The organism is Streptomyces sp. NPDC001927, from assembly GCF_053594455.1.
Window position 1 is genome coordinate 69658 of the sequence record NZ_JBSFEN010000019.1, and the last position, 15031, is coordinate 84688.

The following is a 15031-nucleotide window of genomic DNA, read 5'->3' on the forward strand; positions in this document are numbered from 1 at the left end:
TCATATTGGAACGCACGGTCAAGAAACCCACGCTCACGCTATCCAGGGAGTTGGCATCGCCATGTCCGCACGCTTCACCGACAAGCGCGCCCTCGTCACCGGCGCCGGCACCGGCCTCGGGCGGGCCATCGCGCTCGCCTTCGCGGCCGAGGGCGCGAAGGTCGTCGTCTCCGGCCGCAGCGCGGCCACCCTCGCCGAGACGGTGTCCCTGATCGAGGCCGCCGGCGGCACCGCGGCCGCCGTCACCGCCGACGTGTCCCTCGCCGAGGACACCCGCCGGCTGGTCCGGGAGACCGTCGAGACATTCGGCGGCCTCGACGTGGCCGTGAACAACGCCGGGGTCTTCCGGGGCGGCGCGTCCGCCGCCGACTTCCCCCTGGAGGACTGGCAGACGCTGCTCGACATCAACGTCACGGGCGTCCTGCACTCCCTCCAGGCCGAGATCGCCCACATGCGGGCCCACGGCGGCGGCGCCATCGTCAACATCTCCTCCAACCTCGGCCCGCACGTGCGCATCCCGGGCGTCTTCGGCTACCAGGTCTCCAAGGCGGCGGTCTCCGCGATGACGCGCGCCGCCGCCCTCGACCACGTCGCCGAGGGCGTGCGGATCAACGCGGTCAGCCCGGGCGCCTCGGACTCCACGATGTCGCTGCGGCCGGGCGAGACGGAGGCCGAGCGGGCGGTACGGATGAAGGCCGAGTCGCCGCTCGGCCGGATCTCGGCCGCCTCGGAGGTCGCGGCGGCGGTGCTGTACCTGGCCTCGGAGGACGCCGCCTCGGTCGTCGGCACCGACCTCGTGATCGACGGGGGCGTTTCCGCCTGAGGCGCCCGCCCGTAGGCTGTGCGGTCCTACTCTGGAGTAAGAACGAGGGGGTCCGCATGGCCACGCCCGGCTGGAACACCGCACGCATCCCGGACCAGGGCGGCCGCACGGCCGTCGTGACCGGCGCCAACAGCGGCATCGGTCTGGTCACCGCCCGCGAACTCGCCCGGAAGGGCGCCCGGGTGGTGCTCGCCTGCCGCAGCGAGGCCCGGGGCACGGCGGCCGTCGAGGCGGTGCGCCGCGAAATACCGGGCGCGGAGGTGGAGTTCCGTCCGCTGGACCTGGCCGACCTGTCCTCCGTACGGGAGTTCGCGGCCTCGTTCCCGTACGAGCGGCTCGATCTGCTCGTCAACAACGCGGGCGTGATGGCGCTGCCGTACGGGCGGACGGCGGACGGGTTCGAGACCCAGTTCGGGGTCAACCACCTCGGCCACTTCGCCCTCACCGGTCTGCTGCTCCCCCGGCTGCTCGCCGCACCGGCCGCGCGGGTCGTCACCGTCTCCAGCGGCCTGCACGCCCTGTCGAAGCTGGACATGGGGGACCTCAACAGCGAGCGGAAGTACCGGCGTTGGATCGCGTACGGCCGCTCGAAGACGGCGAACCTGCTCTTCGTGCACGAGCTGGCGCGGCGGCTGGGGGCGGCGGAGACGGGGATCGTGGCGGCGGCCGCCCACCCCGGGTACGCGGCGACCAACCTGCAGTCGGCGGCGGTACGAATGGAGGGCCGTACGGGCGCCGAGCGGATCGTGGAGCTCGGGAACCGGGTCTTCGCCCAGCCGGCCGAGGGCGGGGCGCTGCCGACGCTTTACGCGGCGACGGCTCAGGGCGTGGCGCCCGACTCGTTCACCGGCCCGTCGTTCCTGATGTGGCGGGGCGCGCCGGGCTCGTCGTGGCGGGCGCGCTGGACGCTGGACGACGTCGCCGGAGAGCGGCTCTGGGTGGCCTCCGAGCAGCTCACCGGCGTGACGTACGACTCCCTGGGGCGCTGACCGGCCCCGATCAGCCCTCGATCTCGGCCGGGTCCATCCACATGACCTCCCAGTGGTGGCCGTCCGGGTCCGAGAACGAGCGGCCGTACATCGAGCCGAAGTCGATGGGCTCCTTCGCCGCCGTGCCACCGGCGGCGAGGGCGCCGTCGGCGAGCTCGTCGACCTTGACGCGGCTCTCGGCGCTCAGCGTGAGGAGGACCTCGGTCGACTTCGTCGCGTCGACCAGCTCCTTGCCGGGCTTCGTGAACTCCTTGAACTTCGGCTCGGTCAGCAGCATCGCGAAGATCGTGTCGCTGATGACCAGGCAGGCGGTCGTGTCGTCGCTGAACTGCGGGTTGAAGGAGTAGCCGAGCTTGCTCCAGAAGGCCTTGGAGGTCTCCAGGTCCTTCACCGGCAGGTTGACGAAGATCATCTGGTTCATGACGCGCTCTCTCCTGTGCTCCTGTTGTCCGTGCTGTTTCGAGGGGTAGACGGCGGCCGGCGACGGAACTCATCGGCACGCGGGAAGTTTTTTCGGGACGGCGTAGCGCCTCTCGTTTGGATCAGGCCGGATCAGGGAGCGGTGCCAGGGCCCGCGAGCCCGGTCTGATCCAAACGAGAGGCGCTAGCGTCGGGGTATGAGCCCCACAGGCAGGAAGATCACCGAACGATTGTCGGACGAGGCCCTGGCCGGCGCCACCGGGCAGGGCTGGGCGGCCTGGTTCGCGCTCCTGGACGCCTGGGACGCCACCGGCCGGAACCACACGGCGATCGCCCGCCACCTGGTGGAGGCGCACGGCGTCAGCGGCTGGCACGCCCAGTCGATCGCCGTCGGCTACGAGCAGGAGCGCGGGATGCGCGAGGTCGGCCAGGCCTCGGACGGCGGCTGGAAGGTGAGCGCGAGCAAGACGGTGAACGCCCCGGCCGAGCGCTGCACGGCCGCCTTCGCCGACGAGGAGCTGCGCCGCCGCTGGCTGCCGGACGGCGAGCTGGAGGTACGGACCCACCGGCCGGGGAAGTCCCTGACGGCGGACTGGGACGGCGGGACGAGCCGGATCGAGGTCTATCTGACCCCGAAGGGCGAGGCGAAGACCCAGATCGGCCTCGGCCACACCAAGCTCCCGGACGCGGACGCGGTCGCCGCGTACAAGGAGTTCTGGCGCGAGCGCTTCGCGGACCTCAAGACCGTACTGGAAGCGAAGCCGTAACCCCCGGGGCTCCGGGGCTCCAGGGCTCCGGGACTCCAGGGCTCCAGGGCTCCAGGACTCCAGGGCTCCAGGACTCCAGAGGGACGTACCCACCCCTTCCACCCCGTTCCCACCCCGCCCTTTCCTCTTCCCGCGCCGACCTTCTGCCCGACGCTTCCCCTTCATCGCTTGTTGCTGCACCGTCAACTCCGTACCAACTCCGTACTCCTAGGTTCCGAAAGCGCGCGACCCCGCCGCCGACCGGTGCGGCGGGTTCACACACACCACCCCTCTGGAGTGAGACGTGGAGCGACGCAGTTTCCTGCGCGGAGCGGTCATCGGCACGTCGGCGGCCGCCTTCGGCGGCACCCTGATGCACGGGGCGGCCTACGCGGCCCCCGCCCAGCCCGGCGCCGGCCCCTACGGGGCCCTCGGCGCGGCCGACGCCAACGGCATCCTGCTGCCGAGCGGATTCAGCAGCCGGGTCATCGCCCGGTCGGGACAGACCGTCCCCGGCACCTCGTACACCTGGCACAACGCCCCCGACGGCGGCGCCTGCTTCGTCGACGGATCCGGCTGGATCTATGTCTCCAACTCGGAGATCAACCCGGGCGGCGGCGCGAGCGCGGTCAAGTTCAGCTCGACCGGCGCCGTGACGGGCGCGTACCGCATCCTCTCCAACACCCGCACCAACTGCGCGGGCGGCGCGACCCCGTGGAACACCTGGCTCTCCTGCGAGGAGGTCAGCCTCGGGTACGTCTACGAGACCGACCCGTACGGCGTGAACGCGGCCGTCCGGCGCGCCGCGATGGGCCGCTTCAAGCACGAGGCCGCGGCCGCCGACCCCGTCCGCAAGGTGATCTACCTGACCGAGGACGAGTCCAGCGGCTGCTTCTACCGCTTCATCCCGACCACCTGGGGCAACCTCACCTCCGGCACGCTCCAGGTCCTGGTCGCCGGCACCGCCACCTCCGGCTCCTTCACCTGGCAGAACGTCCCCGACCCGGACGGCTCGCCGACCGCGACCCGCAGCCAGGTCTCGGGCTCGAAGAAGTTCAACGGCGGCGAGGGCTGCCACTACGCCAACGACACCGTCTGGTTCACCACCAAGGGCGACAACCGCCTCTGGCAGCTCAACCTCGCCAACAGCACCTACGAGCTGGCCTACGACGACTCGCTCGTCTCCGGCGGCGGCGCCCCGCTGACGGGTGTCGACAACGTCACCGGCTCCTCCTCCGGCGACCTCTTCATCGCCGAGGACGGCGGCAACATGGAGATCTGCGTCATCACGCCGGACGACGTCGTGGCTCCGTTCCTGCGGATCAGCGGCCAGTCCGGTTCCGAGATCACCGGACCGGCCTTCTCCCCCGACGGCAAGCGGCTGTACTTCTCCAGCCAGCGCGGCACCAGCGGCAGCTCCTCGGGCGGTATCACCTACGAGGTGACCGGCCCGTTCCGCGCGTAGAGACGTTCCGCGGGGGCCGTCGCCGAGACGGTCCCCGCGACCCCCCTCTTCCGTCCGCCGCCGCCCAGCAGGGCCGCGCCCAGCGGTGTGAGGGTGTGCAGGACCGCGTTGCCGTGCCGCAGCGTCGCGACGAGCCCCGCCTCGCGCAGGACGCCCGCGTGCTGGCTGGCCGAGGCGAGCGAGACCCCCGCCCTGCGGGCGAGTTCGCTCGTGGTGCCGCCGTCGCCGATCGCGTGCAGGACCGCCGAGCGCGTGTTGCCGACCAGCTTGGCCAGCGAGGAGCCGCCCGGCTCGTGCACCGTCGGCGCCTCGCAGTGCGTCGTCGGATAGACGAGCACCGGGGGCAGCGCGGGGTCACGCAGGACGACCGGCGTGCCCCGGCAGAAGTACGAGGGCTGGAGCAGCAGCCCCCTGCCGTCGAGGTGCACGTCGCGGGCGACCGGGTAGTCGGCCTCCAGGACGGGCGCGCGCCAGCGGAACATCGGCGGCAGCGAGGCGAGGAGTTCGTCCGCGCCGCCGTCGAGCAGGGCCCGGCCGCGCACCGCACGGTCGGCCTCGACCCGGGCACGGATCTGCGGCCAGTACGGCTCGATCGCCGCCCGGTGGTAGCTGCGCAGCGCCCCGAGAAGCCGGCCGAACGGCTCGTCGCCGCCCTCGGCGAGGGCGCGCAGCGAGTGCGGCACGGTCCTGCCTCCGGCGCGGTCGGCGCCGAGGAGGGCGAGCTCGGTGAGGAGCCGGTCCCCCGGGGTCGCGCGGATCGCCTGGAGGCCCTCGTCGAGCCCCTGGAGGCCCTCGGGAGGGGTCAGGAAGTCGGGGAAGTAACCGCGGCTGGGAACGAGCGCGGCGAGCAGCCGGGTCTCCCCGTTGAGCCGGGGCCGGGTCTGGGAACGCCATTCTCCGTAGACGACCGGTCCGCGCCGGTCTCTAAGCCGATGAAAGCTGAGAATCGTTTCCCACAGAACGTCGGGCCGGGCCGCCATCCGTACGCCCGCCACGTCGCTTGCGGTGAAATGAATCCGCAGCATTGAACCCCCACCTGTGCACTCGCAACCACCCCCGTCGAAGAGTATGCACATCATCACAGGACGTTACCAGGGTGTTTCAGCCACACTTGAAAAGCATCGCGGGGACCCGGGGCAAACGGAAAAGCTGTGCGTGTCGGGCAGGAAACCTTCAGGACCGAGGTGGCGTGGCGAAGACCGTGGGGGGCTTCACGCGTCCGGCGGCGGTCGGCGAGGGTTGCGGCTCACCTGCCCGGCATGGGTAATGGGCGCGGCCACCGGGTGGGGATCCGGGGGCCGCGCCCGCCCTGTTGTTTGCTGGACGAATCGTGGAAAGTTCAATACGGAATGTTCAAAGGCCAATAATTCAATCGGGCCCGATTGAACAGAAACTCACATCCGGCGAACATCCCGGTGCGGACGAACCACGACGGGGCGGACACCTCCGCACAAGGTGTCCGCCCCGTCTCTCTTGCAGGCCGGAGCCGCCGCCCATCGGTTTGAGGGTCGGGGACGAACGGCGGCTCCGGCGGTCTTTGCTACTGAACGTCCGGTCAGCCGGGGTTCAGCACACGGCTCAGCGGCTGTCGGAGCCCTTCGACTCCGCCGCCGCGCGGCCGGCCTCCAGACGCGCCACCGGGATCCGGAAGGGCGAGCAGGAGACGTAGTCGAGGCCGACCTCGTGGAAGAAGTGCACCGACTCCGGGTCGCCGCCGTGCTCGCCGCAGACGCCGAGCTTGATGTCCGGGCGGGTGGCCCGGCCGGCCTCGACGGCGCTGCGGACCAGCGCGCCGACGCCGTCCTTGTCGATGGTCTCGAACGGCGAGACTCCGAAGATGCCCTTCTCCAGGTACGCGGTGAAGAAGCTGGCCTCCACGTCGTCCCGGGAGAAGCCCCACACGGTCTGGGTGAGGTCGTTGGTGCCGAAGGAGAAGAACTCGGCGGCCTCGGCGATCTGACCGGCGGTCACGGCGGCGCGCGGCAGCTCGATCATGGTGCCGAGCGCGAGCTTCAGCTCGACGCCGGTCTGCGCCTGGACCTCGGCGATGACCTGCTCGGCCTCGTCGCGGACGAGCTCCAGCTCCTGGACGGTGCCGACGAGCGGGATCATGATCTCGGCGCGCGGGTCGCCCTTGGCGTCGATGCGCTGCGCGGCGGCCTCGGCGATCGCGCGGACCTGCATGGTGAACAGGCCGGGGATGACCAGGCCGAGGCGGACGCCGCGCAGGCCCAGCATCGGGTTCTGCTCGTGCAGCCGGTGGACGGCCTGGAGCAGGCGCAGCTCGTTCTCGTGCGGCTCCTTGCGGGCCTCGGCGAGGGCGACACGCACCGAAAGCTCGGTGATGTCGGGCAGGAACTCGTGCAGCGGCGGGTCGAGCAGCCGGACCGTGACGGGCAGCCCGTCCATGGCCTCGAAGAGCTCGACGAAGTCCTTCTTCTGCAGCGGGAGCAGGGCGTCCAGGGCCTCGGTCCGCTCCTCGTCGGTGTCGGCGAGGATCAGCTTCTCGACCATCTCGCGGCGCTCGCCGAGGAACATGTGCTCGGTGCGGCACAGGCCGATGCCCTGGGCGCCGAAGCGGCGGGCGCGCAGCGCGTCCTCGGCGTTGTCGGCGTTGGCGCGGACGCGCAGCCGGCGGACGCGGTCGGCGTAGGCCATGATCCGGTGGACGGCCTGGACCAGCTCGTCGGCGTCGTCGGCGCCGGCGTGCATCCGGCCCTCGAAGTACTCGACGACCGGGGACGGTACGACGGGTACCTCACCGAGGTACACCTTGCCGGTGGAGCCGTCGATGGAGACGACGTCGCCCTCCTCGACGACCTGCCCCGAGGACGTGGTCATCCGGCGGCGCTTGGTGTCGACCTCGAGCTCCTCGGCGCCGCAGACACAGGTCTTGCCCATGCCGCGGGCGACGACGGCGGCGTGCGAGGTCTTGCCGCCGCGCGAGGTCAGGATGCCCTCGGAGGCGATCATGCCGTCCAGGTCGTCCGGGTTGGTCTCGCGGCGGATCAGGATGACCTTCTCGCCGGAGCGGGACCACTTGACGGCCGTGTACGAGTCGAAGACGGCCTTGCCGACGGCCGCGCCCGGGGAGGCGGCGATGCCGCGCCCGATCTGCTCGACCTTGGCGTTCTCGTCGAACTTGGGGAACATCAGCTGCGCGAGCTGGGCGCCGTTGACGCGCTGGAGCGCCTCGGCCTCGTCGATCAGGCCCTGGTCGACGAGCTGGGTCGCGATCCGGAAGGCGGCACCCGCGGTGCGCTTGCCGACGCGGGTCTGCAGCATCCACAGCTGACCGCGCTCGATCGTGAACTCGATATCGCAGAGATCCTTGTAGTGGGTCTCCAGCGTCTCCATGATCTGCATGAGCTGGTCGTACGACGCCTTGTCGATCGACTCCAGCTCGGCCAGCGGCACGGTGTTGCGGATACCGGCGACGACGTCCTCGCCCTGCGCGTTCGTCAGGTAGTCGCCGTAGACGCCCTGGTGGCCGGAGGCGGGGTCGCGGGTGAAGGCGACGCCGGTGCCGGAGTCCGGGCCGAGGTTGCCGAAGACCATGGAGCAGACGTTGACCGCGGTGCCCAGGTCGTGCGGGATGCGCTCCTGGCGACGGTAGAGCTTGGCGCGGTCGGTGTTCCAGGAGTTGAAGACGGCCTCGATGGCGAGGTCCATCTGCTCGCGCGGGTCCTGCGGGAAGTCGCGGCCGGCCTCGGCCTTCACGATCTTCTTGAAGTGCTTGACGAGCTTCTTCAGGTCGGCGGCGTCGAGGTCGGTGTCGACGGTGACCTTCTTGGCGGCCTTGGCCTCGTCGAGGGCCTCCTCGAAGAGCTCGCCGTCGACGCCGAGGACGGTCTTGCCGAACATCTGGATGAGCCGGCGGTACGAGTCCCAGGCGAAGCGCTCGTTGTCGGCCTGGGCGGCGAGGCCCACGACGGACGCGTCGGAGAGGCCGATGTTCAGGACCGTGTCCATCATGCCGGGCATGGAGAACTTGGCACCGGAGCGGACGGAGACGAGCAGCGGGTTGTCGGCCTGGCCGAGCTTCTTGCCCATCTTCTGCTCGAGGGCGTCCAGGTGGGCGCTGACCTCGTCACGCAGCTCGACGGGCTCGGAGCCGCTGTCGAGGTAGACCTTGCACGCCTCGGTGGTGATCGTGAAGCCGGGGGGAACGGGGAGGCCGAGGTTGGTCATCTCGGCGAGGTTCGCTCCCTTGCCACCGAGCAGGTCCTTCAGGTCCCTGTTGCCCTCGGTGAAGTCGTACACGAACTTCTGATCTTTGTTTTCCGACACGTGTCTCGACTCCTCGAGGACTCGGTGGCTGCCCTGACGGCGAGGAACATACCCAGATCGAAGGCTCCTGTGGAGGTATGCCTACCGGTCACATGGTCTTAACCACCCGTCCGCCAGCACATCGAAAGTAACCGACGAGTAGCTTCCGCTTTCAGACTCCGAAGCCCCCTTGACCGAAACCTGGGTATACCCGCTCACATGAGCGCCTCCAAAAGCATTTGCGTTCAACTCTTGAACGCAAGAGGGGTGGCACCCAGTGCCACCCCTCCAGAAGTGCAACACCCCGTAATCTGCTCATCTGAGCACACCCCCTATCAAGGGTGGCGAGGATCACGCCGTACGAACGGCCCGATTCCCACGATCCGGACGTCCGGGATCAGCCCCCGGACGTGTCCGACTCCGCCTCCTCGCTGATGCCCGAGCAGTCGTACGGGTCCTTCAACCAGCCGTCCGGCAGGACGACGCGGTTGTTGCCCGAGGTGCGGCCGCGGGGGCCGTCCGCGCCGGTCGGCCACGGCTGGTCCAGGTCCAGCTCGCTCAACTGAGCACCGAGCTCGTCCAGGGAGGAGGTGATCGCCAGCTTCTTGCGCATCTCGGAACCGACTGAGAAGCCCTTCAGGTACCAGGCCACGTGCTTGCGGAAGTCGATGACACCGCGCGACTCGTCGCCGAGCCACTCGCCGAGCAGCCGGGCGTGCCGCAGCATCGCGTCCGCGACCTCCCGCAGCGGCGGCTGGGCGTACGCGCCCGTGCCCTCGAAGCCCGCCACCAGGTCGCCGAAGAGCCAGGGGCGGCCCAGGCAGCCGCGCCCGACGACCACGCCGTCGCAGCCCGTCTCGCGCATCATCCGCAGCGCGTCGTCCGCCGACCAGATGTCGCCGTTGCCGAGCACCGGGATCTCCGGCACGTGCTCCTTGAGCCGCGCGATGGCGTCCCAGTCCGCCGTACCGCCGTAGTGCTGCGCCGCCGTCCGCCCGTGCAGGGCGATCGCGGTGACGCCCTCCTCGACCGCGATCCGGCCGGCGTCCAGGAACGTGATGTGGTCGTCGTCGATGCCCTTGCGCATCTTCATCGTCACGGGCAGGGCGCCCGCGTTCGACACGGCCTCGTTGAGGATCGCGCGGAGGAGGGGCCGCTTGTACGGAAGGGCGGAGCCGCCGCCCTTGCGGGTCACCTTGGGGACCGGGCAGCCGAAGTTCAGGTCGATGTGGTCGGCCAGGTCCTCGTCCGCGATCATCCGGACGGCCTTGCCGACCGTCACCGGGTCGACGCCGTAGAGCTGGATCGAGCGCGGCTTCTCGCTCGCGTCGAAGCGGATGAGCTGCATCGTCTTCTCATTGCGCTCGACCAGCGCCCTCGTCGTGATCATCTCGCTCACGAAGAGTCCCTTGCCGCCGCTGTACTCGCGGCAGAGGGTGCGGAACGGGGCGTTGGTGATGCCGGCCATCGGCGCGAGCACCACCGGCGGCTGCACGATGTGCGGCCCGATGGCGAGAGGGGAGAACGCGGTCATTACGCCATTGTCCCGCACCGCCGCCGTGTTCCGTCAGTCGTTTCGCCCACACAGCTCGCGCAGGCGTTCGAGACCCTGGCGGGACTCCTCGTCCACCGGCACGTACGTCACCAGACGCGGCCCCGAGGTCGGCCCGAGCCAGAGGTTGGTGTGCTCCAGGTGCAGCGTGCCGACGTGGGCGTTGCGGATGAACTTCGTACGCCCGCCCTGGGCCACCACCTCGTGGCGCGCCCAGATCTCCCGGAACTCCGGCGAGGCCGTCTCCAGGCGCTGCAGCATCGCCTTCCAGGCGGGCTCGGCCAGGTGCTCGGCCATCGAGGCCCGGAACTTGCCGGCCATGGAGCGCGTCACGTCCGGAAGGTCGGCGACGGCGGCCCGCCACTCGTCGTTGGTGAAGGCCAGCCAGATGCAGTTGCGGTCCTCGCGCGGCAGCGCGTCGAGGTCGCAGAGCAGCCTGCCGTACGTGCGGTTGTAGGCCAGGATGTCGTAGCGGCTGTTCTGGATGCAGGCGGGCACCGGCTCCAGCTGGTCGAGCATCGCGCGCAGCGCGGGCGTCACGGTCGGGCAGGGCGACTCGGGGTTCGGGTCGGCCGCGCCGCCGAGGGCGAAGAGGTGGGTGCGCTCGGTCGCGTCGAGCAGCAGGGCCCGGGCGAGGGCGTCGAGGACCTGCGGGGAGACGTGGATGTCGCGGGCCTGCTCCAGCCAGGTGTACCAGGTGACGCCGACGGCGGAGAGGTGCGCAACCTCCTCGCGGCGGAGCCCGGGGGTGCGGCGGCGCCGGCCACGGACCAGGCCGACCTGCTCGGGGGTGATCCGCTCGCGGCGGCTGCGCAGGAAGGCGGCCAGCTCGTGGCGCCGGACATCGGCGGGCGCCGTCGCCTGCGCCGTCGCCTGCGTTGCGGCGGGCGCCTGTGTTTCGAGGGGGGCCACCATCGTCGTCATGCTCCCAGGGTGCCGGGGGGCTCAGCCCGTTTCCAGGTAGTGCTTGTACCAGGATAAAGACACTCTGGTACCAGGCTAAGAAAGAGCCGATCGTCGATGGCGTGCGTACTACAGCCTCCACCACAGCCACCACCGCCTCGGCCGCCCGTGGCGCCGGTGCCGTCGTCGACCACCCGACGCCCGCACTCGGCTCCCTCGGGCTCTTCACCGTCCTCCTCGGCGCCGCGCTGCCGCTGATCGACTTCTTCATCGTCAACGTCGCCCTGCCGACCATCGACCACGACCTGGCCGCCGGACCGGCCATGCTGGAGCTGGTCGTCGCCGGGTACGGGCTCTCGTACGCCGTGCTGCTCGTCCTCGGCGGGCGGCTCGGGGACCTCTTCGGCCGCCGCCGGCTCTTCCTCGTGGGCATGGCCGCCTTCGGCGTGACCTCGCTCGCCTGCGGGCTCGCCCCGGACGCCTGGACGCTGGTCGGGGCGCGGGTGGCACAGGGTGCCGCAGCCGCGCTGATGCTGCCGCAGGTCCTGGCGACCATCCATTCCTCGACGGCGGGCGCGCGCCGCGCCAAGGCGCTGAGCCTCTACGGAGCCACCGCCGGGCTCGCCATGGTCGCCGGCCAGATCCTGGGCGGGGTCCTCGTCGCGGCCGACCTCTGGGGCAGCGGCTGGCGGGCGATCTTCCTGGTCAACGTGCCCGTCGTGGTGGCGGGGCTGCTGCTCGCGGTACGGACCGTCCCGGAGACCCGCTCCGAGCGCCCGGCCCCGGTCGACATCGCGGGCACCCTGCTCCTCGGCCTCGCGCTGCTCACGCTCCTCGCCCCTCTTACAGAGGGGAGGGCGGCGGGCTGGCCGCTGTGGACCTGGGTCGCGCTCGGGATCTTCCCGCTCGCCGCGGCCGCGTTCTGGCGGGTGGAGCTGCGGGCCGACCGCCGGGGCCGTACGCCGCTGGTGCCGCCGAGCCTGCTCTCGCTGGTCTCGCTGCGCCGCGGGCTCGCGCTGGTGGTGCCGTTCTCGATCGGCTTCGGCGGCTTCATGTTCGTGATCGCGGTCGCGCTCCAGCAGGGGCTGCGCATGAGCGCGGTGGTCTCGGGCCTGGCCCTGGTGCCGATGGCCGTCGCCTTCTTCGGGGCCTCGCTCGCGGGTCCCAGACTCGTACGGCGCTGGGGCACGCGGGTCGTCACGGCGGGCGGCCTCGTGCAGGGGCTCGGCATCGCGCTGCTCGCCCTGACGGCCTGGCGCTCCTGGCCCGACCTCTCCGCCTGGAGCCTGCTGCCGGGCATGGCCGTCGCGGGCCTCGGCCAGGGCCTCCAACTGCCGGTCCTCTTCCGGGTCGTCCTCTCCGAGGTCCCGGCGGACCGGGCGGGCGTCGGCAGCGGCGTGATGGTGACGACCCAGCAGTCGGCCCTCGCACTCGGCGTGGCCACCCTCGGCTCGCTCTTCCTGTCGCTCGCCGCGACCGGCTCCATGGGCACGGCGCTGACGGTGACGCTCCTGGTCCAGCTGGCGGCCGTCGTCCTGACGGTCCTGATGAGCCTGCGCCTGCCGCGCGTCGTGAGGTGAGGCTTTTCCGGCCGCTTTGGGTGGAGGGCCGGACGCACGTGGGCCCGGGTCACGGTCGGTGACCCGGGCCCACGTCGTCGTACCGGCTGCGGCTACTCCTTGCCGTCCGTGGCGGCGGCGGTCTCGGCGCCCTCGGAGCCCGTCGCGCGCTCGCGCATCTTCCTCAGCAGCTCCTGCTTCTGGTCGACGGCGGCCTTGCGGTCGGCGTTGCCCTGCTGAACGGCGCCCTGCTGGTCGCCGCGGGACAGCTTCTTGCGCTGTCCGCCGACGCCGAGCAGGTTGTTACGGCCCTTGGCCATGGGGTTCTCCCATTGGTGAGAAGTGGTGAGGGGATCGTCCGGCGGGGGCGGGCGTCGAGGCCCGCCGCGCTCTCACTCGTAGATCTGGAAGAACGAAGACATGCCGTAGACGCTACCCCGCCCAGGGCCCTCGGTCACACCGATTTCCCCGCACCACCCACACGAATGACAAACATTGAAATCTGTCAGCCGTCATGCCATAGTTATGATGCACCACCCCTCAGCCCGACTTCCGAGGAGACCCTCATGACCTCCCGCACCCTCCCCACCCGCCGCCTGGGCGCCACCGGCCCGCAGGTCTCGACCCTCGGCCTCGGCTGCATGGGCATGTCCGCGCTGTACGGCGAGAGCGACCGCGCCGAGTCGATCGCGACCCTTCACGCCGCCCTCGACGCCGGCGTGACGCTCCTGGACACCGGCGATTTCTACGGCATGGGGCACAACGAACTGCTGATCAACGAAGCCCTGCGCACGGCCCCCGCCGCCGCCCGGGAGCAGGCGCTGACCAGCGTCAAGTTCGGCGCGCTCCGCACGGTCGAAGGCGGCTTCACCGGCTACGACGGCCGCCCCGCCGCGGTGAAGAACTTCGCGGCGTACAGCCTGCAGCGCCTCGGCACGGACCACATCGACATCTACCGGATCGCCCGCGTCGACCCGGACGTCCCGATCGAGGAGACCGTCGGCGCCATCGCCGAGCTGGTCGAGGCCGGTCACGTCCGGCACATCGGCCTCTCCGAGGTCGGAGCGGACACCCTGCGCCGGGCGGCGGCCGTCGCCCCGATCTCCGACCTCCAGATCGAGTACTCCCTGATCTCGCGCGGCATCGAGGAGAAGATCCTGCCGACCGCCCGCGAGCTGGGCATCGGCATCACGGCGTACGGCGTGCTGTCGCGCGGTCTCATCAGCGGCCACTTCACCCGCGACCGCGAGCTCGCGCCGGGCGACTTCCGGGGCATGAGCCCGCGCTTCCAGGGCGACAACCTCGACCGGAACCTGGACCTGGTGGAGCAGCTGCGGGCGCTCGCCGAGGCCAAGGGCGTGACGGTCGCGCAGACCGCCATCGCCTGGGTCCTGGCGCAGGCCGACCGCCAGGGCGCGGACATCGTGCCGCTGGTCGGCGCCCGTCGCCGGGACCGGCTCGCGGAGGCCCTCGGCGCCCTGGACGTGACACTGGACGACGCCGACCTGGCCGCGATCGAGCGGGCCGTCCCGGCGGGCGCGGCGGCCGGCGAGCGGTACCCGGCGGCGCAGATGGCCCACCTGGACAGCGAGCACTGACCGGGGGTTCGACTGACAGGTACTGTCATCCCATGGCCACCGAGACCCTGACCGCAGAGCGCATCCTCGAAGCCACCGAGGAGGTGCTGCGCCGGTACGGCCCCGCGAAGGCGACCGTGGTGGACGTGGCCCGGGTCCTCGGCGTCAGCCACGGCAGCGTCTACCGCCACTTCCGTACGAAGGCGGCGCTGCGGGAGGCCGTGACCGAGCGGTGGCTGAGCCGCTCGGAGGTGATGCTCGCCGGGCTGATCGCGAGCTCGTCCGAGCCGGCCGCCGGGAAGCTCCGGGCCTGGTTCGCCGCCCTCTTCGAGGCCAAGCGCCACAAGGCGGGCGACGACCCCGAGCTGTTCGCCACGTACGGGGTCCTGATCGACGAGGCAAGCGACGTGGTCGACGAGCACATCGAGGTCCTCGTCGGACAGGTCCGGGAGATCGTCGAAGAGGGCACGCGGGGCGGGGAGTTCACCGCTCCCGACCCGGCCGCCACGGCCCGCGCGCTCTTCGACGCGACCGGCCGCTTCCACGACCCGATGTACGCCCCGGAGTGGCGGCGCCCCACCATCCAGGACGAGTTCGACGCGGTGCTCGACCTGCTCCTGCGCGGCCTGCGCGCCTAGGGGGTGTCTCGTCGATCAGGCCGGATCAGGGAGCGGGGTCTGGTGCGTGCGATCGCAAGGCGGAGGAGGGAGTCGACGCGGAGCGTCGGC

13 protein-coding genes are annotated in these 15031 nt (G+C 71.1%); 7 read left to right on the plus strand and 6 right to left on the minus strand.

Annotation, left to right across the window (positions count from 1 at the left end; all coding sequences use genetic code 11):
- Window positions 1–61 precede the first annotated feature (61 nt).
- On the plus strand, window positions 62–823 hold the full coding sequence (locus tag ACWCO8_RS36565) for an SDR family NAD(P)-dependent oxidoreductase (RefSeq protein WP_451035833.1): 762 nt from the start codon (window positions 62–64) through the stop codon (window positions 821–823).
- A 56-nt stretch (window positions 824–879) separates the two neighbouring features.
- Entirely contained in the window at window positions 880–1812 is a 933-nt protein-coding gene (locus ACWCO8_RS36570) for an oxidoreductase (protein ID WP_451035834.1), read from the plus strand.
- Between the two features lie 10 nt (window positions 1813–1822).
- Here ACWCO8_RS36570 and ACWCO8_RS36575 read toward each other — a convergent pair whose 3' ends face one another.
- A complete protein-coding gene (locus tag ACWCO8_RS36575; RefSeq protein ID WP_362006321.1) occupies window positions 1823–2233 on the minus strand; it encodes a VOC family protein in 411 nt (136 codons plus the stop codon).
- A 196-nt stretch (window positions 2234–2429) separates the two neighbouring features.
- On the opposite strand from ACWCO8_RS36575, the gene ACWCO8_RS36580 reads away from it, so the two are divergent.
- The gene (locus ACWCO8_RS36580; protein WP_451035835.1) at window positions 2430–2999 is read left to right on the plus strand and encodes a hypothetical protein; all 570 of its coding nucleotides are present in this window, start codon (window positions 2430–2432) and stop codon (window positions 2997–2999) included.
- Window positions 3000–3282: 283 nt separating this feature from the next.
- Window positions 3283–4443: an alkaline phosphatase PhoX gene (locus ACWCO8_RS36585; protein WP_451035836.1), complete on the plus strand. Its 1161-nt coding sequence runs from the start codon at window positions 3283–3285 to the stop codon at window positions 4441–4443.
- Here ACWCO8_RS36585 and ACWCO8_RS36590 read toward each other — a convergent pair.
- The 4 genes from ACWCO8_RS36590 to ACWCO8_RS36605 all read right to left on the minus strand — a co-directional run bounded on the left by ACWCO8_RS36590 (window position 4413) and on the right by ACWCO8_RS36605 (window position 11188).
- Window positions 4413–5468 (minus strand): ArsR/SmtB family transcription factor, encoded by a 1056-nt coding sequence (locus tag ACWCO8_RS36590; protein ID WP_362006329.1) that lies wholly within the window; start codon window positions 5466–5468, stop codon window positions 4413–4415. The two genes, ACWCO8_RS36585 and ACWCO8_RS36590, sit on opposite strands and share 31 nt — an antisense overlap.
- 553 nt (window positions 5469–6021) lie before the next feature.
- Complete coding sequence (gene ppdK / locus ACWCO8_RS36595) at window positions 6022–8733, minus strand: pyruvate, phosphate dikinase (RefSeq protein WP_451035837.1); 2712 nt, start codon at window positions 8731–8733, stop codon at window positions 6022–6024.
- 376 nt (window positions 8734–9109) lie between these two features.
- Window positions 9110–10246 (minus strand): tRNA dihydrouridine synthase DusB, encoded by a 1137-nt coding sequence (dusB, locus tag ACWCO8_RS36600; RefSeq protein WP_362006333.1) that lies wholly within the window; start codon window positions 10244–10246, stop codon window positions 9110–9112.
- A gap of 33 nt (window positions 10247–10279) precedes the next feature.
- Entirely contained in the window at window positions 10280–11188 is a 909-nt protein-coding gene (locus ACWCO8_RS36605; protein ID WP_451035838.1) for an MmyB family transcriptional regulator, read from the minus strand.
- A gap of 101 nt (window positions 11189–11289) precedes the next feature.
- Between ACWCO8_RS36605 and ACWCO8_RS36610 the strand changes: the two genes are divergently transcribed.
- Window positions 11290–12747 (plus strand): MFS transporter, encoded by a 1458-nt coding sequence (locus ACWCO8_RS36610; protein WP_451035839.1) that lies wholly within the window; start codon window positions 11290–11292, stop codon window positions 12745–12747.
- Window positions 12748–12839: 92 nt separating this feature from the next.
- Here the strand turns inward: ACWCO8_RS36610 and ACWCO8_RS36615 are convergent, their stop codons facing one another.
- Entirely contained in the window at window positions 12840–13046 is a 207-nt protein-coding gene (locus ACWCO8_RS36615) for a DUF6243 family protein (RefSeq protein ID WP_451035840.1), read from the minus strand.
- Between the two features lie 246 nt (window positions 13047–13292).
- Between ACWCO8_RS36615 and ACWCO8_RS36620 the strand changes: the two genes are divergently transcribed.
- A complete protein-coding gene (locus tag ACWCO8_RS36620) occupies window positions 13293–14324 on the plus strand; it encodes an aldo/keto reductase (protein WP_451035841.1) in 1032 nt (343 codons plus the stop codon).
- 32 nt (window positions 14325–14356) lie between these two features.
- Window positions 14357–14941: a TetR family transcriptional regulator gene (locus ACWCO8_RS36625; protein ID WP_451035842.1), complete on the plus strand. Its 585-nt coding sequence runs from the start codon at window positions 14357–14359 to the stop codon at window positions 14939–14941.
- Window positions 14942–15031: the final 90 nt, after the last annotated feature.

Excerpts from the sequence above, each read along its gene's own strand:
- ACWCO8_RS36565 (WP_451035833.1), top strand. The coding sequence starts at position 62 with ATGTCCGCACGCTTCACCGACAAGCGCGCCCTCGTCACCGGCGCCGGC.
- ACWCO8_RS36570 (WP_451035834.1), top strand. The coding sequence starts at position 880 with ATGGCCACGCCCGGCTGGAACACCGCACGCATCCCGGACCAGGGCGGC.
- ACWCO8_RS36575 (WP_362006321.1), bottom strand. The coding sequence starts at position 2,233 with ATGAACCAGATGATCTTCGTCAACCTGCCGGTGAAGGACCTGGAGACC.
- ACWCO8_RS36580 (WP_451035835.1), top strand. The coding sequence starts at position 2,430 with ATGAGCCCCACAGGCAGGAAGATCACCGAACGATTGTCGGACGAGGCC.
- ACWCO8_RS36590 (WP_362006329.1), bottom strand. The coding sequence starts at position 5,468 with ATGCTGCGGATTCATTTCACCGCAAGCGACGTGGCGGGCGTACGGATG.
- dusB (WP_362006333.1), bottom strand. The coding sequence starts at position 10,246 with ATGACCGCGTTCTCCCCTCTCGCCATCGGGCCGCACATCGTGCAGCCG.
- ACWCO8_RS36605 (WP_451035838.1), bottom strand. The coding sequence starts at position 11,188 with ATGACGACGATGGTGGCCCCCCTCGAAACACAGGCGCCCGCCGCAACG.
- ACWCO8_RS36615 (WP_451035840.1), bottom strand. The coding sequence starts at position 13,046 with ATGGCCAAGGGCCGTAACAACCTGCTCGGCGTCGGCGGACAGCGCAAG.
- ACWCO8_RS36620 (WP_451035841.1), top strand. The coding sequence starts at position 13,293 with ATGACCTCCCGCACCCTCCCCACCCGCCGCCTGGGCGCCACCGGCCCG.
- ACWCO8_RS36625 (WP_451035842.1), top strand. The coding sequence starts at position 14,357 with ATGGCCACCGAGACCCTGACCGCAGAGCGCATCCTCGAAGCCACCGAG.